Raw genomic sequence first — 22710 nt, forward strand, 5'->3', positions numbered from 1 at the left:
GCATTATCGGTCACGAACCATGCGGCTCAAGTGAGGCTAGTCGACGGCCAGCACACGACGCCAGAGCCATGTCGTATGCGCTTGGGCGCACAGCGCGTTTGCAAGAACAATCAAGCGGACGTTCGGCTCGGTTCCGATGCTGGCGTTTCGGCGACAGGAACACCCTTACGGGACCAGTAGCTCGCGAGCAGCGAACCAGACACATTGTGCCAGACGGAAAAGATGGCTGCAGGGAGCGCTGCGACGGGGTTGAAGTGAGCGACGGCCAGCGCCGCGGCGAGACCGGAGTTCTGCATTCCCACCTCAATGCTGATGGCACGACGACTGGCGATCGGCAGTTTGAATACGCGGCCGATCAGGTAGCCGACGGTGTAACCGAGCGAGTTATGCAAAACTACCGCAACCACCACGAGGATGCCGATTGACAGGATGGTTGATGAGCTCGCGGCCACGACCGCCATGACCACGACGGTGATACCGGCCACGGAGACGAGCGGCAAAATATCGAGGAGCTTCTCCACCATCCGGGGCAACAGCATGCGCAAGAAAAGCCCGGCGAGTACGGGCACGAGCACAATTTGCAGGATGGAGATGAAAAGCGCACCCGGGTCGACTGGCAAGAATTCCCCTGCGAGAACGAGAACCAGTAAGGGCGTGAGAAGCGGGGCGAGCAGGGTGGAGACCGTGGTCATCGCAACCGACAGCGCGGTGTCCCCCTTCGACAGGAAAACCATGACATTGGACGATGTTCCGCCGGGTGACGCGCCAACCAGGATCATTCCGGCCGTTAGCAGCGGGGACAAGTCGAGCGCGACCGCGATTCCGAGCCCGAGCAGCGGCATGACGATGTACTGCGCAGCAACTCCGAGCAGCAGCGGCCACGGTCGCCGGGCGACGATGCCAAAATCGGCCGGGCGCAGTGTCATCCCCATGCCGAGCATAATGATGGAAAGCAGCCACGGGATGGCCACGGTCAGGCCGGAGAAAACGCTGGGGGCGGCCAAAGCGATACCACCCGCCGTGAGCACAATCAGGGCGAACCAGCGTCCAATAAACGTGCTGACGGTACGGATACGATGCATGTGACAACCCCTGATAACTGCAGAAAGAACTCAGGCGCGCATGGCACCCGTTGATCAGGTTACCAAGATGCCTACAACCATTGGAGCGGCGTGACGTCTCGTGACAATAATTGGCCGGGAGATGGCGCCTCGCTCACCGTCAAACCGACTCCCCCAGTGCCACCGCCCACCGATATCAGGGAGCAGGCCGAGGCTTCCCGACTACCGTGCCGCCTGGCCGATCCAAGCATCACGCTCCGACGTAGGCGGCCAGATGCTTGCCCGTAAGGGTGGAGCGAGTCGACACGAGGTCTGCCGGGATACCTTCAAAAACGATGTGGCCGCCGTCGTGGCCAGCCCCCGGGCCCAGGTCGATAATCCAGTCGGCGTGCGCCATCACCGCTTGGTGGTGTTCAATCACGATGACCGACTTGCCGGAATCGACGAGCCGGTCCAGGAGGCCAAGCAGGTTCTCAACGTCGGCCAGGTGCAGGCCAGCAGTGGGTTCATCCAGAACGTAGATCTCCCCCTTTTCCGCCATTTGGGTGGCGAGTTTCAGCCGTTGCCGTTCGCCGCCGGAGAGGGTCGGAAGCGGTTGACCCAGTTTGATGTAGCCAAGCCCCACGTCGGCGAGGCGGCCCAGAATAGCGTTGGCAGCGGGAGTGCGAGCATCGACCGAGCCAAAGAATTCTTCGGCCTCGGTGACCGACATCGCCAGCACCTCACTGATGTCGCGGCCGGCCAGGTGATATTCCAAAACGGAAGCCTGAAAGCGTTTGCCCTCACACACTTCGCATGTTACGGCGATGCCCGCCATCATGCCCAGATCGGTATAGATCACGCCGGCCCCATTACAGTTCGGGCACGCCCCTTCCGAATTCGAACTGAACAGTGCCGGCTTGACACCATTGGCCTTGGCAAATGCCTTGCGAATCGGTTCGAGCATTCCCGTATATGTGGCCGGGTTGCTCCGACGAGAACCCTTGATCGCACCCTGGTCGACCGTCACCACTGTGTCCAGGCCCGAAACGGAGCCGTGGATGAGCGAACTTTTTCCAGACCCGGCAACCCCGGTCAACACTGTAAGAACGCCGAGGGGAATATCGACATCCACGCCCTGAAGGTTGTGCTCGCTGGCACCCCGCACCGGCAGCATGCCAGACGGAACCCGCACGACTTCCTTCACGGCAGCGCGGTCATCGAGGTGCCGACCGGTCAATGTGCCGCTGGATCGAAGTCCGGCCAGGGTACCTTCGTAGACGATGTCTCCCCCGTCCGCTCCTGCCCCAGGGCCAAGATCGACAACGTGGTCGGCGATCTGGATCATCTCCGGTTTGTGCTCCACAACGAGCACCGTGTTTCCCTTGTCACGCAGTTGGAGAAGCAGTGTATTCATCCGCTGAATATCGTGTGGGTGCAGCCCGATCGTGGGCTCGTCGAAGACGTAGGTGACGTCGGTGAGGGAGGAACCGAGGTGGCGGATCATCTTGGTGCGCTGCGACTCACCGCCAGAGAGGGTGCCTGAGGAGCGGTCGAGGGACAGATAGCCCAGCCCTATCTCTACGAACGAGTTGAGCAGGTGCTGCAACGCCGCCAGTAGCGGGGCAATCGACGGCTCGGTGACAGTCCGGGCCCAGACAGCGAGGTCACTGATTTGCATCATGCAGGCGTCCGCGATGCTGATCTCGTTGATCTTGGACGACCTCGCGCCCTCATTGAGGCGGGTGCCTGTGCAATCGGGGCAGAGCGTGAAGGTCACGGCTCGTTCCACAAACGCACGAATGTGTGGCTGCAGGGTGTCGACGTCTTTGGAGAGCATCGATTTCTGGATCTTCGGAATCAGCCCCTCATAGGTGAGGTTGATGCCATCGACCTTGATCTTGGTCGGCTCCTTATAAAGCAGATCGGCCAGCTCTTTCTTGCTGAATTGCGCAATCGGGCTGTCGGAATCGAAGAATCCACAGCTGGTGAAGATGCGACCATACCATCCGTCCATGCTGTATCCCGGAATGATGAGCGCGCCATCGTTCAACGATTTGGTGTCGTCGTACAACGCCGTCAAATCGATGTCTGTGACCGACCCGCGACCCTCGCACCGGGAACACATGCCCCCGGTGATGCTGAAGCTGCGACGCTCCTTGACGGTCTTTCCGCCGCGTTCGCTCGAGAAGGCCCCGGCGCCGCTGATCGAGGCAACGTTGAAGGAATAGGCCTGCGGCGAGCCGATGTGCGGCTGGCCCAGCCGGCTGAACAGGATGCGCAGCAGCGCGTTGGCGTCTGTGGCGGTTCCGACGGTGGAGCGCGCGTTGGCGCCCATGCGTTCCTGATCGACGATGATCGCCGTCGTTAGTCCGTCCAGAACGTCGACGTCGGGCCGGGCCAGGGTCGGCATGAATCCCTGCACGAAGGTGCTGTACGTCTCGTTGATCATGCGCTGGGATTCGGCGGCGATGGTACCGAAGACCAGCGAGCTCTTGCCGGAGCCGGATACCCCGGTGAACACGGTCAGGCGCCGCTTCGGAATCTCAACGCTGACGTCTTTGAGGTTGTTCTCCCTGGCGCCCTGCACGCGGATCAGATCGTGGCTGTCCGCAATCTGCGGTTCAGCGGGCGGGGTAGCCGTTTTCGTGGTCGTGCTCATCGGTTCTCCTGTGATTCGATTCTGCGCGACTCGGGCTCCGCGCTTGCAACCAGTTAGTCGCCGACGAAACCGGTCGTGTCTCCGATGAGTCGGGTGTTGCCGACCGGAACCGGCTCGATCGCGGCTCGGACGATCTCCGCCGCGAACTCGCTGACGTTATACAGTCGACCCGCCGCCTCCTTACGTGCGTTAAGAGCGCCCGGATTGGACCGTTCGAGGAGAGTGGCCGTGATGGTGCCCTCGATCATGTCGCCTGATACGACGACGAATCCGATGCCGGACTCTTCGAGCTGAGGGATGACGGCGCGCAGGGCGTCCTCGCCAGCGCGCTTGCTGCGGGCAACCGGCTCATATTCCGGCATGGTGGGGGTGGTCTTGATGAAGTGTGCCTGGTGACTCGTGACATAGACGATTCGCGAGTCGTCGCCGAGCAGCGGAATCGCCTCCGTCAGCAAGTTCACCTGCGCGTCACGGTTGAGGGTCATGGCGTAGTCCTCGGCCATGCCGCTTTCCATACCGCCAGAGGCGTTCATCACGAGAATGTCGAGGCCGCCGTATTCCGCCTGAATGCTCGCGAACATCGCTGATACCGACGCCGGATCCGTCAGGTCAGCGCCGACAGTGATGGCTTCTCCCCCAGCGGCGCGAATGGCGTCGGCGAGTTTGTTGGCTCGTGCCTCTTTATTGCGGTAGTTGATGACGACGCGAGCTCCGGCCCCCGCGAAATAGCCGACGGTATCTGCGCCGATGCCGCGGGACGAGCCGGTGACGAGTACACGCTTGCCCTCGAGTGATCCTGCTGCAAGTGGATTGGTCACGCGTGCTCCTCTATTAATCGGTCGGAATATTTCCTGGCGAAGTTTGGCTTGATCGGCCATCCCATCAGGTTCTGACCTTATCAACAAGCCTCGGCCGCTCCCCGGCGTGTTGTCGCCGGCACCTGCTAGTTTCAGAGGGAAACGGATTGTGGAGGGTCTCATTCATGGTCGATCTGACCGACTATCTCTGGATTTTGTGGCTCGTGTTCATTTTCGTGGCCATCACCATCGAATTGTTGAGCCTGGAATTCACTTTTCTCATGATTTCGATCGGCAGTCTCGGGGGTCTCGCGGCCAATCTGCTCGGCCTGGACTGGTGGCTGCAGATCGTGGTTGCCGCTGGCCTGTCGGTGCTGCTGCTCCTGACCATCCGCCCCTTTCTACTGCGGGCTCTGCGCAAGGGCGGCGATCCGGCGTTGAGCAACATCGATGCCCTAATCGGCATGACCGGCCGGGTCGTCTCGACGGTCACTGAGACCGGCGGTCTCGTGAAACTGGCCAATGGTGAGACCTGGACGGCTCGGCTCCTGACATCCGGCGGCGACAACATCGGGTTCCGATCCAGCGTGGAACCCGGCCAGCCGGTCACCGTGCATCTCATCGAGGGCTCCACCGCCGTCGTCATCTCCGTTGAAAGGACCCAGAACAATGCTTGATCCCGCAGCCTTCATCGGGCAGATCTTCGTGATCGCCCTGCTCGCCGTTTTGGCGGTGTTCGTCATCGTTATCCTCGTGCGCGCCATTCGCATCATTCCGCAGGGAAACGCCGGGGTGGTGGAACGCCTGGGCAAATATCACAAGACGTTGCTGCCCGGCCTAAACCTGCTCGTTCCCTTCGTCGACCGGGTGCGCCCGCTGCTCGATATTCGCGAGCAGGTCGTGTCGTTCCCGCCGCAGCCGGTGATCACCGAGGACAACCTCGTCGTCTCCATCGACACCGTCGTCTATTTCCAGGTGACGGATGCCCGCGCCGCGACCTACGAGATCAACAACTATCTCGGTGCGGTCGAGCAGCTCACCACGACAACCCTGCGTAACGTGGTCGGCGGACTGAACCTCGAGGAGGCGCTGACCAGCCGTGACAACATCAACAGCCAGCTGCGCATCGTGCTCGACGAAGCCACCGGCAAATGGGGCATTCGCGTGGGCCGAGTCGAACTCAAGGCGATCGAACCGCCCCACTCCATCCAAGATTCGATGGAAAAGCAGATGCGGGCCGAACGTGACCGTCGCGCGCTCATCCTGACCGCCGAGGGTACCAAGCAGTCAGCCATCCTCACCGCTGAGGGCGCGCGCCAGGCGGCGATCCTCGAGGCTGAGGGCGATGCCAAAGCCGCCGTCCTGCGCGCCCAGGGCGAAGCCGAAGCCATCACCACGGTGTTCAAGGCCATTCACGACGGAGATCCCGACCCAAAATTGCTCGCCTACCAGTACCTGCTCACTCTGCCCAAACTCGCCGAGGGCAGCGCCAACAAGCTGTGGATCGTGCCGAGTGAGCTAACCGAAGCGATGAAGGGCATCGGCAGTGCGTTCGGTGCAAATACTGCCCAGTCCCCCGAGGCTGCGCCGTCCGGCGCGGCGGCACCGGCAGCATCCGCCTCGCCCCAGGTCTAGTCGGTGGTAGAAAGCCCACAGTCGGAGTTCTTAACGGCACCGTCGCCCCGGGTATTCGCCCACCGCGGCCTGGCACAGGATGCGCCGGAAAACACCCTGCTGGCCTTCGTAAAAGCCCTCGCGGTCGGAGCCACCCACTTGGAAACCGACGTGCACGTGTCGCTGGACTGTGTGGCCGTCATCAGCCACGATCCGGTCCTGGCGAGCCTAGGACGGGACGTGCGCATCGACCAGCTGACCATGGCCGAGTTGAGACACATCAATCTGGGCTACGGCCAGGGTTTCACGTCCCTAGCGGAAGCACTCGAGGCCTTTCCCACCGCATTATTCAATATTGATATCAAAACGGATGCCGCCGCGGAACCGGCCGCTCGCGCGATCAAGGCCCAGCGAGCGACCGCTCGGGTGCTCGTTACCTCGTTCAATGAACAACGCCGCCGACACGTGGTTAGCCTGCTGCCCGGAGTGGTCTCGTCGGCATCCGCGCCCCTCGTGGGTCGGGCTGTGGCGGCGGCGAATCTGGGACTCACCGCCCTGGTCCGCCGCACCCTCCAGGGCTGTGTCGCCGTGCAGGTTCCCGAGCGAGCCGGGCCCGTGCGAATCATTACGCCTCGCTTCATCACGATGATGCACAGAGCAGGAGTCGAGGTGCACGCGTGGACCATCAACGACCCCCTCGACATGATTCGCCTCCTCGACCTCGGCGTCGACGGACTGGTCACAGACCGCACAGATCTGGCAGTTGCCGCCATTACTCGCCGAACCTGAGAATTACCTCCCAGAACAGGGGGTCCGGGAAGGTTAATACCCAGCTTGATGGTTTACAACTGTGAAAGCGTCGTGATCGGACCCGTGATTGCGAGCGAGAGGAGACCACACTATGGCTGACCGCAGTTTGCGTGGCATGAGATTAGGCGCACAAAGCCTACAGAGCGAAGAAGGCGTCACCTTCTCCCCCCGAGTTCCGCACACCTATCGGTGTGAGACGTGTGGGCGAGAGACGGTAATGATTTTTTCGGCCGAAGCTGAGGCTCCGGACGAATGGGAATGCAAGTACTGTGCACGGACGGCGACCCGGCTCGTCGACTCCCTGCCGGTGATCGTTGACCACTCCGACGAGAAGATACCCCGGACCCACTGGGACATGCTGCTGGAACGCCGCACGAGAGACGAACTCGAAGAGTTGCTCGAAGAGCGCCTCTCCGTGTTGCGTCTGCGCCGTGGTGGCCAGCAAAAGATCGGCGCCTGACCGCCGGTTGCACTCCGCACGACCCCGCACCCCGTGGCGGGGTCGTCGTTGGTTAACCAAGCCTTTCCAGCAAGGCCGTTCGATATCCCGGAACGGCTAGCGGCGGTGCCGTCGCCGAGCGGCACCGCTGCAGAGCGCCAGGCCGGCCAGGCCCAGTCCCGAGACGAGCCATTCCAAGCCTCGGCCGGCCAGCATCGCTGGCGTAACGGCGTCGCTGAGCGGCACGGTCTGCACCATAGCGCCCGCCGTGAAGGTCGGCAGGCTATCCAACGTCTGTCCGTCGGGAGTGATGATGGCGCTCGACCCAACCGTGGAGATGTTCACCACCGTGCGTGAGGTTTCCAGCGCGCGCAGCCGGGCTATGGCGAGCTGCTGCACGCTCTCGTCGGTGCGGCCGAAGTCGGCGTTGTTGGTCTGGGCGAGGATGATCTGGGCGTTCCCGTCAATCATCTCGTGCACGAGCTGATCGTCTGCGATGTCGAAGCAAATCGCGATGCCGGCCAGGACACCGTCAATGTCGAAGATGTTGTCTCGGGTTCCAATGCCGTAGTCCCGGCCGATGAGGTCGATCAGGTCGGGGGCAAAAGGTCGCCAAAAGGCACGATCCGGCATGTATTCCGCGAACGGTACCGGATGAATCTTGTCGTAGACGTCGACGGCCCCCCGGCCGGCTTTCCAAAGCAGCGAACTGTTGTAGTAGGTGTCTTCTGGCCGGGTGATGGTGCCCGTGATGAGCGGGGCATCCATTTCGGTGCTGATGTAGTCGAGAATCTGAGCGGCGGCAGCCGACTGCGTGGGGTCGACGTCGCTCGCGTTCTCCGGCCACACCACGAAATCAACCGTTTCGCCGAGCAGGGGCAGGGTGGCCGAGGTGTGGTCCTCCAGGATCTGACCAGGAGCGTACTCGGCGAACAGTCCGGCATCCGCGTTGCCCTGCACTGCGGCCAGGCGGGTCGTACCGGTCTGGACAGTCGGCCAGGCCGGGATGGCGAGCAGGAGGGCGACAGCTCCGACGGCAACGCCCGCGCGCAGGGTGCGGGCCAGTTCGGGCTCGCGGCACAGCTGCACGGCGATGGCGCTCAGCCAGACCATGAGAAAGCTCAACCCGGACAAGCCCACCCAGGCAACGAGTGGTCCAAACGGGCTCTCCGACTGCGACAGCGCGATCCGACCCCAGGCGAAGCCACCGTAGGGCCAGACCGCGCTGATGGCCTCACGCGCCGTCCACAGACCGGCGACAATGACCGGCATAACACCGAGACGGCCTCCGACGCCCGGCCACACAAGGTGACCGTGCCGCAGCACGACGGCGGTGAGTCCGAGTCCGGCCGCAAAGAACAGGCTCTGCAGCCCGCCGAGCGCGAACCACGGCACCAGGCCGAGGTACAGCGTGATCCAAAAGATGTGGATCAGCCAGAACGACAACCCAGCGACTAACCCTACGAGCAGCCCGGTACCCAGGCTGCGTCCGAGCAGCGCCAGCAGCATGAGTGCGACGCCCACGGGCGCGAGAAACCACCAGTCTCGATCCGGGAAACCGGCGTCGAGAATCGCTCCGGCACCCGCCGCAACGAGAACGGATGCCCACAACGGCAGGCTGAACGCACGCTCACTCCCCCACATGGCCGGTTCAAGCCACCGAGGAGTACGCGACGATGCCGCGACGGATGGCATCCATGGCCGTGCGGGCGGTCGGTCCAACGTGTCCGTCGCCGGCAATGGAGAGCTGGTCGAGCAGGTCGATGGTCTGCTTGGTCCAGCGCACGAAATCACCGGCGGCCATCTCTGCTTCGTAGAGCACATCGCTCAGCGACGCACCGCGAGCCCACTTCCACATGGCCAGGCTGAGACCTACCGCAAGCGGATTACTGCCGGGCAGTTTGTGATCGCGTTCGAGGTCGTCGATGCGGCTCCACAGATCTTGGGTCTCGTCGAGGGCGGGTCGGAATGCCCCCTTCGGCAGGTAGCGGGCATCGATGAGTCCCTCTTCCCGTCGCGGCTCGAAGACGAGCGCGCACGCCATCGCTGCAAGGCTCGCGGCATCGAGTTCGTGCCACAGACCCCGGCGCAGGGACTCAGCAACGAGAAGGTCGCGTTCCGCGTAAATGCGGCGCAGGATGCGTCCGCTTTCGCTGAGCGCGATGGCGCCGCTGGCATCGGATTCGAGGTACCCGTAGCCGAGCAGAACATCGGTCACCCGGTCGAAAACGCGGGCTATGGCTCCGGTGCGCTGCGAGATTTGCTGGTTGAGGGCATCCGTTTGCCGTTTGAGCTTGAACCATCGTTCCGCCCACCGGGAGTGCGCCTCCCGGTCGGGGCAGTGGTGGCAGCCGTGCGCCCGCATCTGCTTGCGCAGGCTGGCCACCTCCCGCTGGCGCTTGTCGCGCTCTCCGCGGAGAGAATTATCGGCCTTGGCGCCGGCGCGTTCCACCTCGGTGAGACGGCGACGAACCGCTGAGTACTCCTCGAAATCACCCAGGTGACAGGTCATTCCGGTCTTGAACCCGGCCAAAGATTCCTCTTGCTGGCGCACAGAACGGGCTAGGTCGACGACGGCGCGATCGGCTTGAAACTGCGCGAACGACGACTCCAGCACACCGCGGGTGCGCACGACACCGAACTGGTCGATGAGGTTGACGGCCATGTTGTAGGTCGGTTTGAAACTCGAATTCAGTGGGTAGGTGCGCCGGGAGGCGAGCGAGGCAACGGCCTGCGGATCGAGGCCCTGCGCCCACTGGATGACCGAATGGCCGAGCGTGTCAATGCCGCGGCGACCGGCCCGTCCGGTCAGCTGGGTGTATTCCCCCGGGGTGATCGGAACCCGAGCCTCGCCGTTGAACTTCTCGAGCTTGTCGAGAACGACCGTGCGGGCCGGCATGTTGATGCCGAGCGCAAGCGTTTCGGTCGCGAACACCGCTTTGACGAGCTTCTTCTGGAACAGCTCCTCCACGACTTCCTTGAACGCCGGAAGCAGACCGGCGTGGTGGGCGGCGACACCGCGTTCGAGCCCATCCAGCCACTCGAAGTAACCGAGCACGCCGAGATCTTCGTCGAGCAGGGTGCGGCACCGATCGTCGACGATTCGGCGAATTTCATCGCGCTCGTGTTCCTGCGTCAAACGCACCCCGGAGCGAAGAACCTGACGCACGGCCTGGTCGCAGCCAACCCGGCTGAAGATGAAGAAGATCGCCGGCAGCAGATGTTTGCCGTCGAGCATGCGCACGATATCGCCGCGATCCATGCGACCGGCATCAAACTGCGGGCGCTGCTTGTCATGCCCCCGATAGCCGCCAGAGGTGCCGCCCTGACGGCCGGAACCTCTGCCGCGACCGCCGGCCGAGCGTCCCCCGGCGTGGGCCAGCCGAACGAGTTCGGGGTTCACCCGGTGAGTACCGATCAGACCGGTGGAATCGAACAGGTCGAGCATATTGTTCTTGACGAGCACGTGCTGTTCAAGCGGGACCGGCCGCTCCTCAGACACGATCACGTCGGTCTCTCCGCGGACCGCCTGCAACCAGTCGCCGAATTCCTCGGCGTTCGACACGGTCGCGCTGAGCGACACCATGCGCACCGGTTGCGGCAGGTGGATGATCACTTCTTCCCACACGGCTCCGCGAAAACGGTCCGCGAGATAGTGCACTTCATCCATGACGACGAACGCGAGGTCGGTGAGCAGGTCGGAATCGGCGTAGAGCATGTTCCGGAGGACTTCGGTGGTCATCACGACGATGCGCGCGCCCGGGTTGACGTTGCTGTCTCCAGTTAGTAGTCCCACCTGGTGAGCGCCGTACTCGGCGACGAATTCCTGAAACTTCTGGTTGCTGAGCGCCTTCATCGGTGCCGTGTAGAACACTTTCGCGCGAGGCTGCTGCATGGCCAGGTAGATGGCGAACTCGGCCACGATGGTTTTGCCGGCACCGGTCGGGGCAGCCACGAGCACACTGTTGCCGGTCTCCAGGCAGGCGCAGGCCTCGCGTTGGAAGGGATCGAGGTCGAATTTGAGGCCGCCTTCGAAGGCCTGCAGCCTTGGTTGGCCGGCCCGGGTGCGTGCGGCTGCGTACCGTTCAGCTGGCGATTGGGTGTGCGTCACGGGGTCCTTAACAGTCGCTGCATCAAGGCGCTAGAGCGCGAGTTCTTTTTCGAACGCGAGCATTTTTCGGGCCGCGCGCCGATCGTGCAGCCAGGCGATGCCATAGGCGGCAAAGTACAACATGACCATGGGAATGGCCAGCAGGAACATCGAAACCACGTCGGCGGCCGGAGTGGCGATCGCGGTGAAGAGCACGATGACCAGTATCGCGATGCGCCAGGATTTGATTATGGACGCGGCACTGATAACGCCGGCGAAGTTGAGCAGCACGATGAAGACAGGCAGCACGAACGCGATACCGATGGCTACCACGAGCTTGAGCACGAAATCGAAGTAGCCCTGCGCGTTGATGAACGCGGAGTCCTCGGTCGGGGCGAAACTCGTCATAAGCTCCACGACGTGCGGCAGCACGATCCAACCCGCCGCGCAGCCGGCCAGAAACAGAGGTATAGCCGTAAAGAGAAATCCGAAGGTGTACTTCTTCTCGGTACGCGTGAGCCCAGGCACGAGAAAAGCGAAGACCTGATAAAGCCACACCGGGCTGGAAACGATCAGACCGACGTAGAGTGAGATCTTCAGCTTGAGGTCGAAGGCACTGGTGATGTCGGGATAGTTGATCTGGGCGTTGCGATGCTGCGCGTTGATGATGGCGTAAATGGGTTCGCGCAACTGATCCCATACAAAATCCGAGAGGAACCAACCAGCGATGGCACCGATGAGAAGACCGGCCGCCGCCAGATAGAGGCGCTTGCGAAGTTCGATCAGATGCTGCCCCAGCGACATCTTTCCCGCTTCGGTCGCACTTCGTCGGGAGCGGACCGCCACGGTGCTAAGGCTTGACGGCGGGATCGGCTGGGCCGGCCGCCGTCGGGCCGGACGTCTTCGATGCGTCATTGCCCGTGGTGCTCGCCGACGGAGTCGGGGCGTTGGGATCAGGATCGACAGCATCGCTCTTGATCTCGCTCTTGAAGATCTTCATCGACTGGCCGAGGCTGCGAGCGAGTCCGGGAAGCTTGGGCGCACCGAAGAGGAGCAGGACGACGACGAGGATGATCAGGAAATGCCATCCGGTGAGGTTTTGCAGCATGAGGGCGTGTCCTCTGTTTTGGCGGGCGTGGCGGTTAGCGGACGTTTCGCATCAGTTTACCCCGCACGATCAGCGCATCGCGACGCAGCTGGCGTCGGCGGGTACGTTCCACTCGCCGCTGCTCGACGTTCTCACGCAGCTCGGCAGAGTCGGCGAATACGGCCGGGGTGAACGTGGCCGCCGGGTGCGTTTGATCATGGTCCAGTGCGGAGATCTGATCGCTGAGGGCCTCAACCGCCCGCAGGGTACCAAGCGCCTTGCGGTAGAGGACGACCGCACACCAACTGAGCACGGCGATCAGGCCCAGCACGAGGCCGCACCAGATGAGCACCCACGACCACCACGGCATTGCTAGTCCGTTGCCGTCGGCGGCTGATTTGCAGCGTCGTACTGCGCGAGCCCGGCTGCAGCCCACTCAGCCACCACCCGGCGTGATTCGGACGGTTCGAGCACGGTGACGATTCCGGCCAGGCCGGTGACCAGTCGTTTGAGCGCGTGGAAATGGGCAACGCGCAGGGTCGTGCGGGTGCGTGCGCCCGAACCGACCGGCTCTGATCGTTCGGGCCGGTAATCCGCCAGCAGGGGCAGCGCTGTGGTCGCGAGCTCCAGTCGCACATCGACATCGTCGGTGGACGCCTGAAACAGGGCGTCGGGCAGCAGCAGATCGGCGGCGTGGGTGCTGCGTGGCGTCGCGGTGACGTGAGGAGCACTCATACGGTCCAGCCGGAAGGTGCGCACCGCTTCGCGCAGGTGGCACCACCCGCGCAGATACCAGTCGCTGTCGATGGATTCGATGCGCAGGGGGTCGACCAGTCGGTGTTCCTGCCCGCCGCGAGCGTTCAGGTAGTCGAAGTCGACCTGCATCTGAGTGGTCAGAGCCTTCTGCACGATGCCGCGCGTTGTTCCGGCATCGCGCTGTGCCACGGCGACCTGGGTGGGCGGGGCGGAGGCGCCGCGGGTCAGCTTCGCCATCAGCGAGGCGATCGCGTCGGTATCGACATTGGCGGGCAGGGCTGATAAGTATTGCAGTCCGGCGATGAGGGCCGCGGCCTCCCTGGCCGAGAATCGCGGAGAATCGTCGATCGCGACCTGGTGGGTAAGCACGATGCGATCATTCGTCTCGAATTCATCCCAGAGGATGTCGAAAAGGTCGCCGTGCAGGTATTGACGGGTTTCCCCGGGAATGCCGGACAGCGCGATGAGGCGCACCAGCCCGCGCACTCGGTCTGGGGATAGGCCGAACTGTTCAGCTACCTCGGTGACCGTGACCGGCCCCTGGTCGATGAGGTACGGAACGAGAGAGAGCAACAGGGTCAGCTGGTCGCCGGCGACACGAGGTTGGTTGGCGACTTTGACCGGCTGGAGGTGCGCGGGTGGCGTGCGGCGGCGAAGTTTGCGACCGGTCACGGCCTCGGGCAGCGCGTTGGCGTGGGCGTCTCGGGTGGCGACCAGCCGTTCTCGCACCGCGGCGCGCAGGTTGACGGGACTCTCGACGAACACTTCCGGGCCGAATGCTGCCAATTCGTCGGCGAAGATATTCAGGTCGGTGAAGTGCAGGGTGAGCGCGTCGTCCGTGGACAGCGTCTGCGCACCACTGGTGTTCTGTGTTGACTGCCGGGCACCCAGCCGCACAGCCGCGTCTGACTGCGGTAGAACGACGATGCGCGCGGAGTTACTGGCCCACAAGGCGTCGAGCTCGGCGAGGGCCGTTGCGCTGTCGGTGGCGCCGCTGTTCGTGCCGTCACTGTTCGGAACGAAAATCGCGTTGGGAACCACAGCGATTGCACCGACGATGCGCGCCAACAGAAAGGTCCGAGAGGCACGAACAGCCTCATCTGTGGCATACAGGTGCCAGCGCCCTTCATGCTGCACGAGCGCCCGGGGCGCGACCACGCGACGTGCAGGCTTGGTCTCTCCGGGTTTGAGATAGAGGAATGCCACGACCTGCGACCGGTCGAGGGCCCTGCTCAGGGGGTCGAAGCTCGGATCTTTCGTGCGAAGCACAGGCGCATAACCCAGAACCGGTTCGCTCGATTCCACCCCGAGGGAGTTCAGCTTCATTAAGGCCCGGCGGGATTCCCCGGACAGCGACCCTTCGCGCCAGACCGTGCCTGCCAGTTTGAGGAGGGATACCTCGTTCGGTGTAAAGGTGACATCGGCGGGCAGATCATAGAGACCCTTGGGAATTCGATAGCGCAGAAAGTGGTTGCTGCCAGGATCGTCCGGGGGCTCAATGGTTTCCAGCGGTATGCCCAATTCGCGGATGTCGTCCTTGTCGCGCTCGAACTGGCGTTCCAGACTCTCGTTCGAACCGTTAGCGGCAAACCGCTGGCGGTATCCCTGCACGTTGGCCAGGATGTCACCCTTGGTCAGGCCCGCTTCCGTCGCGACGAGAGCCAAGACGAGGCTGAATAGTCGCTCCGGAGCCGTGACAGACGCCGGCTTACGCTCGCTCAGGCTTTCCGAGGGCTTAGATCCCGGCTGGATTGGCATGAGACGGTCCGATTTAGTTGACGCCGAGAATATCGACAACGAAGACGAGAGTGGACTCGGCCGGGATGGTATCGGTTGCGGTGGCTCCGTAGCCCTGGTCGGGCGGGATCACGGCGACGATCTGCGAGCCGACCGTCTGTCCGATGAGCGATGTCCCCAGCCCTTTGATAACCCCGTTGGGCACCAGTTGGGTGGGCGAGCCGTCGCTCCAAGTCGAGGACAGAACCGTTTTGTCTTTCCAGAGAACGCCAATGAGGTTTACCAGAACGTTTGAGTCCTCCTCGATCTTTTCCCCGGCACCCTTCTTCAGCACGCCGACTTCGAGCGTGGTCGGCGCGTCGCCGCCCGGTACGACAATTCCCGGGACACCGTTTTCATCGAGTACCACTGCGGGCAGGCCGTTGGCGACTGTCTGGTCCACACCGTTCGCACGGGGGAGGAAAGCCTTGACGACGTCGACGACGACGACGAGGGTATCGGTCGGTGCGACACCCGCTGGCAGAGTGTCTGTACCCGCTAATCCGTCCTCGGGCGCCACAACGATCACGGCGCGTTCACCAACTCGGGCGCAGAGCAGCCCGTCCGTGATGCCGCTGATATCGGCGCCATTTAGCAGGAATAGGGGCGCGTTGGCTTCGTCATAGGCGCCCTGCGCGATGACATTGCCGTTGGTTCCGTTGTAAATATTAATCTCAGCAGAGATCAGCTGGCCGGCAACGATCTTCTCCCCCGAACCCGCGATGATTTCGCTGCGCTGAGTGGTGGCCGATTTCAGCGGCGTCGGAAAGTTGACGTCGGGGGCGGTACCGAGGTCCCCGGTGACCGAAACCAGATCTGTAGCCGCGCCCGCTGTGGTCGTGCTGTCACAGCTGGCTTGAGCCGAGCCGGGGCTCGCACACGCGGTCAGTGCCGTCATCACGAGGCCGGCGGTGATGATCAGCGCGGATGCTTTGCGCACAAGTCCTTCTTTCGGTACTGGGTTGCTGCAGCGTGGATCTGCTGCGCGGGTTTGAGGGGCGGTACGGGTGCTGAGGGCGCATGATGGCCGTGGCTTAGGCGCACTACAACCAAAAGGGCCGGGGCCTATCCTAACCGGCGTCGAGGTCTCGAGCCTTGGAAAGCTCTGCGCTCGATCCGGCCGCCCGAACGCGTTTGCGCATAACCTTCGCGCTCACGTTGCGTTCGCCGAGCGCTCCCGGGGTCCAGGCCTCGACATCCGCGTCGCTGAAATCTGTTTTGGACGGTCGTCGCTTCAGTTCGGGAAGTATCGTGTCGGGGGCCAGACGTCGAGCGGTAATGAGGAAGCCGGTGTGACCGATCATGCGATGATCCGGCCGCACGGCGAGCCCCTCGACATGCCAGCCGCGAATCATCGTTTCGTTGGAATCCGGGTTGGTGTAGAACCCGGTGCCGCGAATGGCTTCAGCCACGCGAGAGAGCTGCGTCACCGTGGCTACGTAGCAGAGCAGCACTCCCCCAGGTTTGAGGGCGTCGGAGACGGCTCCGAGGCATTCCCAAGGCGCCAGCATGTCCAGCACGACCCGGTCGACGCTGTGCACCGGCAGGGTGTCTGGCAGCGTTTCGGCGAGGTCACCGAGCGTGATCGTCCAGTTCTCCGGGTCGTTTCCGAGAAAGGTGGCGATATTGTCTCTGGCCACATCGGCGAATTCCTCCCGGCGTTCGAAGGATGCGAGGCGGCCAGCCGGGCCGATTGCGCGCAGCAGCCAGAGCGACAGCGCCCCCGAACCGACGCCGGCCTCGACGACCGTTGCGCCGGGAAAAATATCGGCCTGCGCCAGAATCTGGGCAGCGTCCTTGGGATAGATGATGGCCGCACCGCGCGGCATGCTCATCACGAAATCCACCAGCAGGGGTCGCAGCGCCAGATGTTCGACCCCGACATTGTTCGTGACGACGGATCCGTCTGGCTGCCCGATGATGTCGTCGTGCGCGAGGATGCCGCGGTGCGTGTGAAAGGTAAGGCCGTCCTGAAGCGTGATGGTGTTCATCCGCCCCTTCGGCCCGGTGAGTTGCACACGGTCGCCAATGCGAAAGAGCCCACTGTTTTGAATGACCTGGTTGTTGCTCATGCGAGTGGTGCGCTTTCGTTTCGGGCGGACCCGGTGGGGGCGAGAGGATGAACCGGAGAGGACGAATCGGAACGAGTCGAGAACTCGTACAGCGCGACAATGTCGCCGAGGGTGCGCCCGGTGAGGGTAGACCAGCGGGTGTAATACTCGCTCTCCGGCAGGTCGATCTGGTGCGGAACGGCGATGGTGATGGTGCCGGCAGCAACAGCGGACGCGACGCCGGGCACGGAATCCTCGATTGCGATGCACTCGGCCGGGTCGACGCCGAGGCGTTTAGCGGCGACCAGGTACGGGTCGGGGTGGGGCTTGCTGTTGGCGACCATATCGCCGGCGACGACGACGTCGAAGGCGGCGAAATCGATGAGGTCGATGATCTGGCGGGCCATGCGCTCCACCGACATGGTTACCAGTGCCGTCGGGACGCCGGCATCTTTCAGCTCCTGCAGTAGCTCGCGGGATCCGGGACGCCACGGAATGCCGTGTTCGGCCAGTTGCTCCTGCACCCGATCGGTAAGCCGGGCCACGATGGCATCCGGGGAGAGATCCACGCCTCGGGATTGCAGAATCGCTGCGGAATTCCACAGCCCGGACCCGACCAGCAACATGCCGTCGTCGTGAGTCCAGACCCCGCCGAATTCGGTCACAAGTTCGGTTTCCGCCCGCATCCAGTACGGTTCGGTATCGACGATTGTGCCGTCCATGTCCCACAGGACGGCGGCGGGCAGGGAGGCGGGCGTTGGCAGCGGCACAGGAAAAACGTTCACGGGGTTCAAGTGTAGGGCCACCGCCTATCCTTGACTGAGGCCGTCCACGCGGAAGGCCGAAGGAATTGAGGACGAACACGGTGGCTGACGGTAATGGGTTTCTGGGTGGACGACTTCTCGTCGTCGCTTTCGAAGGCTGGAATGATGCCGGTGAGGCCGCGACGGGTGCCGTCCGTGCGCTCAAGGACCTGCTCGACGTTGAGGTGATCACCGAAGTCGATCCGGAACTGTACTTTGACTATCAGTTCAACCGACCCACCGTCTCGAACAATGAAGATGGCGTTCGCGTTCTTGGCTGGCCGGGCGCGATCATGTACGGGCCGAAAACCCCCGGTGCGGTCAGCGTTCCGTTGGCCGAAGACGCGCAGTTACGCGTCAGCGGGACCAACGCAGGAAACATCTACCTCCTGATCGGTACGGAGCCGTCGCGCAGCTGGAAGAGTTTTGCCGCAGAGATTCTCGACGCGGCCCTGGCGGCGGACGTGAGCGGCGTGGTGTTCCTGGGGGCGATGCTCGCCGACGTTCCCCACACCCGTCCAATTTCGATCTTCGTTTCTAGCGACAATGCGCAGGTGCGGGCTGAACTGCAGATCGAACGCAGCAACTACGAAGGGCCGGTCGGTATTCTCAGCGTGCTGTCGGATGCCGCCGAGACGGTAGGAATTCCTACTCTGTCGATTTGGGCATCCGTCCCCCACTATGTGCATAATGCCCCGTCGCCCAAGGCGATGCTCGCGCTGATCGACAAGCTCGAAGAAGTCATCGACGTGGTGATCCCCCGGGGTGTGCTGGTGACAGAGGCCGCCGAATGGGAGACAGGGATCGACGTTCTCGCCGGCGAAGATGAGGAAATGGCGGCGTATATCGCCCAGCTCGAGCAGGCGAGGGATACGGTCGACTCGCCGGAGGCGAGCGGCGAAGCTATCGCCCAAGAATTCGAGAAATACCTGCGCAAACGCGGCAGCGACGGACGCGCCGATGGCCGACCCGACGGTCGGCCGGATGGCCCAGGCAGCAGGCCTGACGGGCCCCGACACTAGGCGCACCCAGCAAGCCAGCGCTAGAGCGCCACACCGAGCAGCCCGCTGATCGCACGATTGATCAGGTCCAGGTCGTCGAGCGGCAGATCGACCGCGTCGTCGATGAGCTGCAGGGCCTCCGGAGTGTTAAGGTCATGGCGGAGCGCAAGCCGGAGGGCCTGCACGAGCGCGGCAGACGAGCCGGCCGCCGCCGGGCTGGCTGCGCCCGGGTTCACGGTCGCAGAGCCGAAGGCCGCCGACCACACCGACAGACGCACAACCGCCTCGTCCAACAGCGCAGCGGTCCATTCCCAGTCGGTGCGATAGTGCCGCGCCAGGAGAGCCAGTCGAATCGCGCGCGGGTCAAAACCGCCGGCTCGCAACCTGGAGACCAGAACGAGGTTGCCGAGCGACTTGCTCATCTTCTCGCCACGGTAGGCCACCATACCGGTGTGGCTGTAGACACCGGCAAGCGGATGACCGGACAGCGCCTGAGCGTGCCCGGCACTCATGTCATGGTGCGGGAAGATCAGGTCTGAACCGCCGCCCTGCACGGTGAAGTCGGTGCCGAGTTCTTTGAGGGCGATGACCGAACACTCGATGTGCCACCCCGGGCGCCCTGCGCCGACGGCCGATTCCCAGGCTGGTTCCCCGCTGCGTGCGGCTTTCCAGAGCAGCGGATCCAGGCGATCCCGTTTTCCGGCCCGGTCGGGGTCTCCCCCGCGCTCGGCGAATAAGCGGAGCATGCTGACCAGATCGAGGTTGCTCTCGTCGCCCAGCGTCCAATCCGTGCAGTTTTCAGCGGCACGAATGTCGAAATACAGGTCGGCGGCGATCGTTCCGTCAGCGCCGGCGATGGCGTCCTCGGTCGGCACAGCGTAGGCGAGTCCAGCCTGCTGCAACAGCGCCACGGCCGTGGCGACTTCGTCGATGACCTCCGTCACAGCGACGAAATCGTTCGGTGGGATTATGCCGAGCGCTTCCATATCGGTGCGGAAGAGTTCGACCTGAGACTCAGCCAGATCACGCCAGTCCACGCCGGTGGCGGTCGCCCGTTCCAGGAGCGGGTCATCGATATCCGTCACGTTCTGGGCGTAGTGCACACGAAAACCAGCGTCGATCCAGACCCGCTGAAGAGTGTCGAAGGCCAGATAGGTGTTGGCGTGGCCGATATGGGTCGCGTCGTATGGCGTAATGCCACAGACGTAGAGCCGGGCGGCAGCCAGCGGCAGCGCCAGCACGAGGCTGTCGGTTTTGGTGTCGTGAAGCCAGGGGGCACTCGACTCACCGGGGACAGAGACTAGGTCGGGTCGTTCCCATGCACGCATTCGACCAGCCTAGCTTCGCTCGGGCGATCAGTTCGCAGGCGTCATCGCGGCGGAAACGGCTACGCGGAGATGACGTTGGTGCCGAGGAGTACGAAAAGCACGATGCCGAGCACGATGCGATAGATCACAAACGGGAGAAAACTGCGCTTGGAAATGTAGTTCATGAAGAAGGCGATCACGGCGAGGGCCACGAAGAAGGCAATAATCGTGGCCACGAGTATTTCGAGCGGTCCAAAGATTTCGGGGGTACAGGTGGTCGCACCGGCCAGGCAGGGCTCAGCGATGGATTTGTAAACCTGGAAGAAGCCGCTCCCGAGTACGGCAGGAATCGCCAGCAGGAAGGCGTAGCGAGCAGCTGCAGCGCGCTCATAGCCGAGGAACAGGCCGGCGGTGATGGTTCCGCCAGACCGAGACACGCCGGGAATCAGAGCGAGCGCTTGCGCGAAGCCGTAGATCGCGCCGTGACCGACGGTGATGTCTTGCAGTTTGCGCCGTTTGGCGCCGACGTAGTCGGCAATGCCGAGCAGCACACCGAAGACGATGAGCATGGTGGCGGTGATCCAGAGTGAGCGAAGTACTGTTTCGATCTGGTCCTGGAACAGCAAGCCGAGAATGATGATGGGCAGCGAGCCCAGGATGATCAGCCAGCCTAACCGGGCGTCCGGATCCCCACGAGGGACTCGGCCCGTAATGGATTTGGCCCACTGGCCGATAATGCGCACGATGTCGCGCCAGAAGAATATGACTACGGCTGCCTCGGTGCCGATCTGCGTGATTGCAGTGAATCGAGCGCCTGGGTCTTCCCCGGTACCGAGAAACTGGCCGACGATGGTGATGTGCGCGCTCGACGACACAGGGAGAAACTCGGTCAGTCCCTGAACCAGGCCCAGGATGATCGCATTCAGAAAGTCCACACACTTCGCTTTCTCGGATTACTTCGAAGACTCAGGGAATCCGCGCCCGGCTGCGCCGAGCGATACTTCACCTCGTCAATAGCTTGACAACAGGTCGGTCAAAACCTGCCTGCCAAACACTAATGCGTCCAGCGGTACCCGCTCGTCCACTCCGTGGAACATCGCAGGAAAGTCCAAGTCGGCGGGGAGGCGAAGCGGTGCGAAACCGTACCCTTTAATTCCCAGGGTACTGAGCGCCTTGTTGTCGGTCCCAGCCGGCAGCAGGTAAGGCAACACCGGTGCGCCGGGGTCGTGGCGTTCCAACGTTCCCACAACCGCGTCGATCAGTGGACCGCTGAATTCGGTTTCCAGACCGATATCGCGGTGCATGGTGACAATGTCGATGTCGGAACCGATAATCTCCTGAATCTGGGCGAGTACGAGGTCCTCCTCGCCGGGCAGCGAGCGGATGTCGATGAGGGCCTCAGCCGTGTCGGGAATGACATTGTGCTTGTAACCGGCGGTGAGGCCGGTCGGGTTAGCGGTCGTGCGCAGGCTGGCCTGGATGAAGCCCGAGGCCGTCCCGGTCGCCAGGGCGAGCTCGTCGGGGCCGACGCGCTGGGGGTCAACGTCGAGAATGCGGGCGATCTCACCGAGCAGCTGCTCGGTCGTGTCGGTCAGGCGGATCGGCCATTCGTGGCGCCCCAGTTTGGCCACAGCCTCAGCGAGCCGGGTGATGGCGTTGTTCGGGTGTATGCGGGAGCCGTGCCCCGCCTCGCCGCGGGCGACGAGTTTGACCCAGATCAGCGCCTTCTCGCCGGTTTGCAGCAGGTAGGCACGTTTTCCGCCGAGGGTGATCGAGTAGCCGCCGACTTCGCTGATCGCTTCGGTAGCCCCGTCGAACAGGTGCGGGTGCTCGTTGACGAGAAAATGCGAGCCGAGCACGCCGCCAGCTTCCTCGTCGGCGAAGAACGCGATGACGAGGTCTCGTTCCGGCGCACCCTGCGCGCTGATCACGTCCTGTAGCGAGGCCAGGATCATGGCATCCATGTTCTTCATGTCGACGGCGCCACGGCCCCACAACAGACCGTCCTTGATGACACCAGCGAACGGGTCGACGCTCCAGTTGGCCGCATCGGCCGGCACGACGTCGAGGTGGCCGTGCACGACCAGTGCCGGCCGGGAGTCGTCCCGTCCCTGCACCCGGGCGACCACACTGGTGCGGCCCGGTTCGGAATCGAACAGCTCGGGGGCGAGGCCGAGGGCGCGCAGCTTCTCGGCAACATACTCGGCGGCATCCGTCTCGCCGTTGGAACGACCCTCACCAAAGTTCGTGGTGTCGAAACGGATGAGATCACGCGCGATTTCAGCGGTCAGGTCAAGTTCCTGGGGAGCATCTGCGCGGGACGGGCCCGCTGAATGAGCGGAATGCGGAGCAGGGGGCACGTTCGGAAAGGAAGCCATGGTCAAACGCTACCGGTCGCTGCCGGTGGCAGTGACACAGGGAGGGTTGGAAACCGTGCTAAGTTATTACCTCGGCAGCCGGTTCATCCGGAGGCCGTT

Annotated in this window: 20 protein-coding genes; 5 read left to right on the forward strand and 15 right to left on the reverse strand. The window is 63.2% G+C overall.

Going from position 1 to position 22710, the window contains the following annotated elements; genetic code table 11:
- Window positions 1-110: 110 nt before the first annotated feature.
- The 3 genes from QMK31_RS01065 to QMK31_RS01075 all read right to left on the reverse strand — a co-directional run bounded on the left by QMK31_RS01065 (window position 111) and on the right by QMK31_RS01075 (window position 4520).
- Window positions 111-1082, reverse strand: a complete 972-nt coding sequence (locus tag QMK31_RS01065) for a bile acid:sodium symporter family protein (RefSeq protein ID WP_283499109.1) — start codon at window positions 1080-1082, stop codon at window positions 111-113.
- 229 nt (window positions 1083-1311) lie between these two features.
- Window positions 1312-3702: an ATP-binding cassette domain-containing protein gene (locus tag QMK31_RS01070; RefSeq protein WP_283499110.1), complete on the reverse strand. Its 2391-nt coding sequence runs from the start codon at window positions 3700-3702 to the stop codon at window positions 1312-1314.
- Window positions 3703-3755: 53 nt separating this feature from the next.
- Window positions 3756-4520 carry an SDR family oxidoreductase gene (locus QMK31_RS01075; RefSeq protein WP_283499111.1) on the reverse strand — a complete coding sequence of 255 codons (765 nt, stop codon included), beginning with the start codon at window positions 4518-4520 and terminating at the stop codon, window positions 3756-3758.
- Between the two features lie 164 nt (window positions 4521-4684).
- On the opposite strand from QMK31_RS01075, the gene QMK31_RS01080 reads away from it, so the two are divergent.
- From QMK31_RS01080 to QMK31_RS01095, 4 genes are all read left to right on the forward strand, one after another.
- Window positions 4685-5176 carry an NfeD family protein gene (locus QMK31_RS01080; RefSeq protein WP_283499112.1) on the forward strand — a complete coding sequence of 164 codons (492 nt, stop codon included), beginning with the start codon at window positions 4685-4687 and terminating at the stop codon, window positions 5174-5176.
- Window positions 5169-6134 (forward strand): SPFH domain-containing protein, encoded by a 966-nt coding sequence (locus tag QMK31_RS01085; protein WP_283499113.1) that lies wholly within the window; start codon window positions 5169-5171, stop codon window positions 6132-6134. The genes QMK31_RS01080 and QMK31_RS01085 overlap by 8 nt, the downstream gene beginning before the upstream one ends.
- Window positions 6135-6137: 3 nt before the next feature.
- A complete protein-coding gene (locus tag QMK31_RS01090) occupies window positions 6138-6902 on the forward strand; it encodes a glycerophosphodiester phosphodiesterase family protein (RefSeq protein WP_283499114.1) in 765 nt (254 codons plus the stop codon).
- A gap of 112 nt (window positions 6903-7014) precedes the next feature.
- Complete coding sequence (locus tag QMK31_RS01095) at window positions 7015-7383, forward strand: RNA polymerase-binding protein RbpA (RefSeq protein WP_092107959.1); 369 nt, start codon at window positions 7015-7017, stop codon at window positions 7381-7383.
- A gap of 96 nt (window positions 7384-7479) precedes the next feature.
- Here the strand turns inward: QMK31_RS01095 and lnt are convergent, their stop codons facing one another.
- The 9 genes from lnt to QMK31_RS01140 form a co-directional block, all read right to left on the reverse strand.
- Window positions 7480-9057 (reverse strand): apolipoprotein N-acyltransferase, encoded by a 1578-nt coding sequence (gene lnt, locus QMK31_RS01100; protein WP_283499115.1) that lies wholly within the window; start codon window positions 9055-9057, stop codon window positions 7480-7482.
- Complete coding sequence (locus QMK31_RS01105) at window positions 9014-11473, reverse strand: DEAD/DEAH box helicase (RefSeq protein ID WP_283499116.1); 2460 nt, start codon at window positions 11471-11473, stop codon at window positions 9014-9016. The genes lnt and QMK31_RS01105 overlap by 44 nt, the downstream gene beginning before the upstream one ends.
- A 30-nt stretch (window positions 11474-11503) precedes the next feature.
- Complete coding sequence (tatC, locus tag QMK31_RS01110) at window positions 11504-12256, reverse strand: twin-arginine translocase subunit TatC (RefSeq protein WP_283499117.1); 753 nt, start codon at window positions 12254-12256, stop codon at window positions 11504-11506.
- A 46-nt stretch (window positions 12257-12302) separates the two neighbouring features.
- Window positions 12303-12560 carry a twin-arginine translocase TatA/TatE family subunit gene (gene tatA / locus QMK31_RS01115; RefSeq protein ID WP_283499118.1) on the reverse strand — a complete coding sequence of 86 codons (258 nt, stop codon included), beginning with the start codon at window positions 12558-12560 and terminating at the stop codon, window positions 12303-12305.
- 34 nt (window positions 12561-12594) lie between these two features.
- Window positions 12595-12909 (reverse strand): Asp23/Gls24 family envelope stress response protein, encoded by a 315-nt coding sequence (locus QMK31_RS01120; RefSeq protein ID WP_283499119.1) that lies wholly within the window; start codon window positions 12907-12909, stop codon window positions 12595-12597.
- Window positions 12910-12911: 2 nt separating this feature from the next.
- Window positions 12912-15053, reverse strand: a complete 2142-nt coding sequence (locus tag QMK31_RS01125) for a helix-turn-helix transcriptional regulator (protein ID WP_283499120.1) — start codon at window positions 15051-15053, stop codon at window positions 12912-12914.
- A gap of 13 nt (window positions 15054-15066) precedes the next feature.
- Window positions 15067-16011, reverse strand: a complete 945-nt coding sequence (locus QMK31_RS01130) for an FKBP-type peptidyl-prolyl cis-trans isomerase (protein WP_283499121.1) — start codon at window positions 16009-16011, stop codon at window positions 15067-15069.
- Window positions 16012-16141: 130 nt separating this feature from the next.
- Entirely contained in the window at window positions 16142-17143 is a 1002-nt protein-coding gene (locus tag QMK31_RS01135) for a tRNA (adenine-N1)-methyltransferase (protein WP_283499122.1), read from the reverse strand.
- The gene (locus tag QMK31_RS01140) at window positions 17140-17907 is read right to left on the reverse strand and encodes an HAD family hydrolase (protein WP_283499123.1); all 768 of its coding nucleotides are present in this window, start codon (window positions 17905-17907) and stop codon (window positions 17140-17142) included. The genes QMK31_RS01135 and QMK31_RS01140 overlap by 4 nt, the downstream gene beginning before the upstream one ends.
- 80 nt (window positions 17908-17987) lie before the next feature.
- Between QMK31_RS01140 and QMK31_RS01145 the strand changes: the two genes are divergently transcribed.
- Window positions 17988-18947 (forward strand): PAC2 family protein, encoded by a 960-nt coding sequence (locus QMK31_RS01145; protein ID WP_283499124.1) that lies wholly within the window; start codon window positions 17988-17990, stop codon window positions 18945-18947.
- 20 nt (window positions 18948-18967) lie between these two features.
- Here QMK31_RS01145 and mshC read toward each other — a convergent pair whose 3' ends face one another.
- The 3 genes from mshC to QMK31_RS01160 form a co-directional block, all read right to left on the reverse strand.
- Window positions 18968-20254, reverse strand: a complete 1287-nt coding sequence (mshC, locus tag QMK31_RS01150; protein ID WP_283499125.1) for a cysteine--1-D-myo-inosityl 2-amino-2-deoxy-alpha-D-glucopyranoside ligase — start codon at window positions 20252-20254, stop codon at window positions 18968-18970.
- 59 nt (window positions 20255-20313) lie between these two features.
- On the reverse strand, window positions 20314-21168 hold the full coding sequence (locus QMK31_RS01155) for an undecaprenyl-diphosphate phosphatase (RefSeq protein ID WP_283499126.1): 855 nt from the start codon (window positions 21166-21168) through the stop codon (window positions 20314-20316).
- Between the two features lie 75 nt (window positions 21169-21243).
- Window positions 21244-22611, reverse strand: a complete 1368-nt coding sequence (locus tag QMK31_RS01160; protein WP_283499127.1) for a M20/M25/M40 family metallo-hydrolase — start codon at window positions 22609-22611, stop codon at window positions 21244-21246.
- Between the last annotated feature and the right edge of the window lie 99 nt (window positions 22612-22710).

The sequence above is a fragment of the Cryobacterium sp. PH31-O1 genome (assembly GCF_030063455.1).
Classification (GTDB): Bacteria; Actinomycetota; Actinomycetes; order Actinomycetales; family Microbacteriaceae; genus Cryobacterium.

Bases quoted from the DNA above. Each gene is read 5' to 3' on its own strand.
- QMK31_RS01070 (WP_283499110.1), bottom strand. From the start codon at position 3,702: ATGAGCACGACCACGAAAACGGCTACCCCGCCCGCTGAACCGCAGATT.
- QMK31_RS01095 (WP_092107959.1), top strand. From the start codon at position 7,015: ATGGCTGACCGCAGTTTGCGTGGCATGAGATTAGGCGCACAAAGCCTA.
- QMK31_RS01080 (WP_283499112.1), top strand. From the start codon at position 4,685: ATGGTCGATCTGACCGACTATCTCTGGATTTTGTGGCTCGTGTTCATT.
- QMK31_RS01125 (WP_283499120.1), bottom strand. From the start codon at position 15,053: ATGCCAATCCAGCCGGGATCTAAGCCCTCGGAAAGCCTGAGCGAGCGT.
- tatC (WP_283499117.1), bottom strand. From the start codon at position 12,256: ATGTCGCTGGGGCAGCATCTGATCGAACTTCGCAAGCGCCTCTATCTG.
- QMK31_RS01085 (WP_283499113.1), top strand. From the start codon at position 5,169: ATGCTTGATCCCGCAGCCTTCATCGGGCAGATCTTCGTGATCGCCCTG.
- QMK31_RS01160 (WP_283499127.1), bottom strand. From the start codon at position 22,611: ATGGCTTCCTTTCCGAACGTGCCCCCTGCTCCGCATTCCGCTCATTCA.
- lnt (WP_283499115.1), bottom strand. From the start codon at position 9,057: ATGCCATCCGTCGCGGCATCGTCGCGTACTCCTCGGTGGCTTGAACCG.
- tatA (WP_283499118.1), bottom strand. From the start codon at position 12,560: ATGCTGCAAAACCTCACCGGATGGCATTTCCTGATCATCCTCGTCGTC.
- mshC (WP_283499125.1), bottom strand. From the start codon at position 20,254: ATGCGTGCATGGGAACGACCCGACCTAGTCTCTGTCCCCGGTGAGTCG.
- QMK31_RS01065 (WP_283499109.1), bottom strand. From the start codon at position 1,082: ATGCATCGTATCCGTACCGTCAGCACGTTTATTGGACGCTGGTTCGCC.
- QMK31_RS01120 (WP_283499119.1), bottom strand. From the start codon at position 12,909: ATGCCGTGGTGGTCGTGGGTGCTCATCTGGTGCGGCCTCGTGCTGGGC.
- QMK31_RS01135 (WP_283499122.1), bottom strand. From the start codon at position 17,143: ATGAGCAACAACCAGGTCATTCAAAACAGTGGGCTCTTTCGCATTGGC.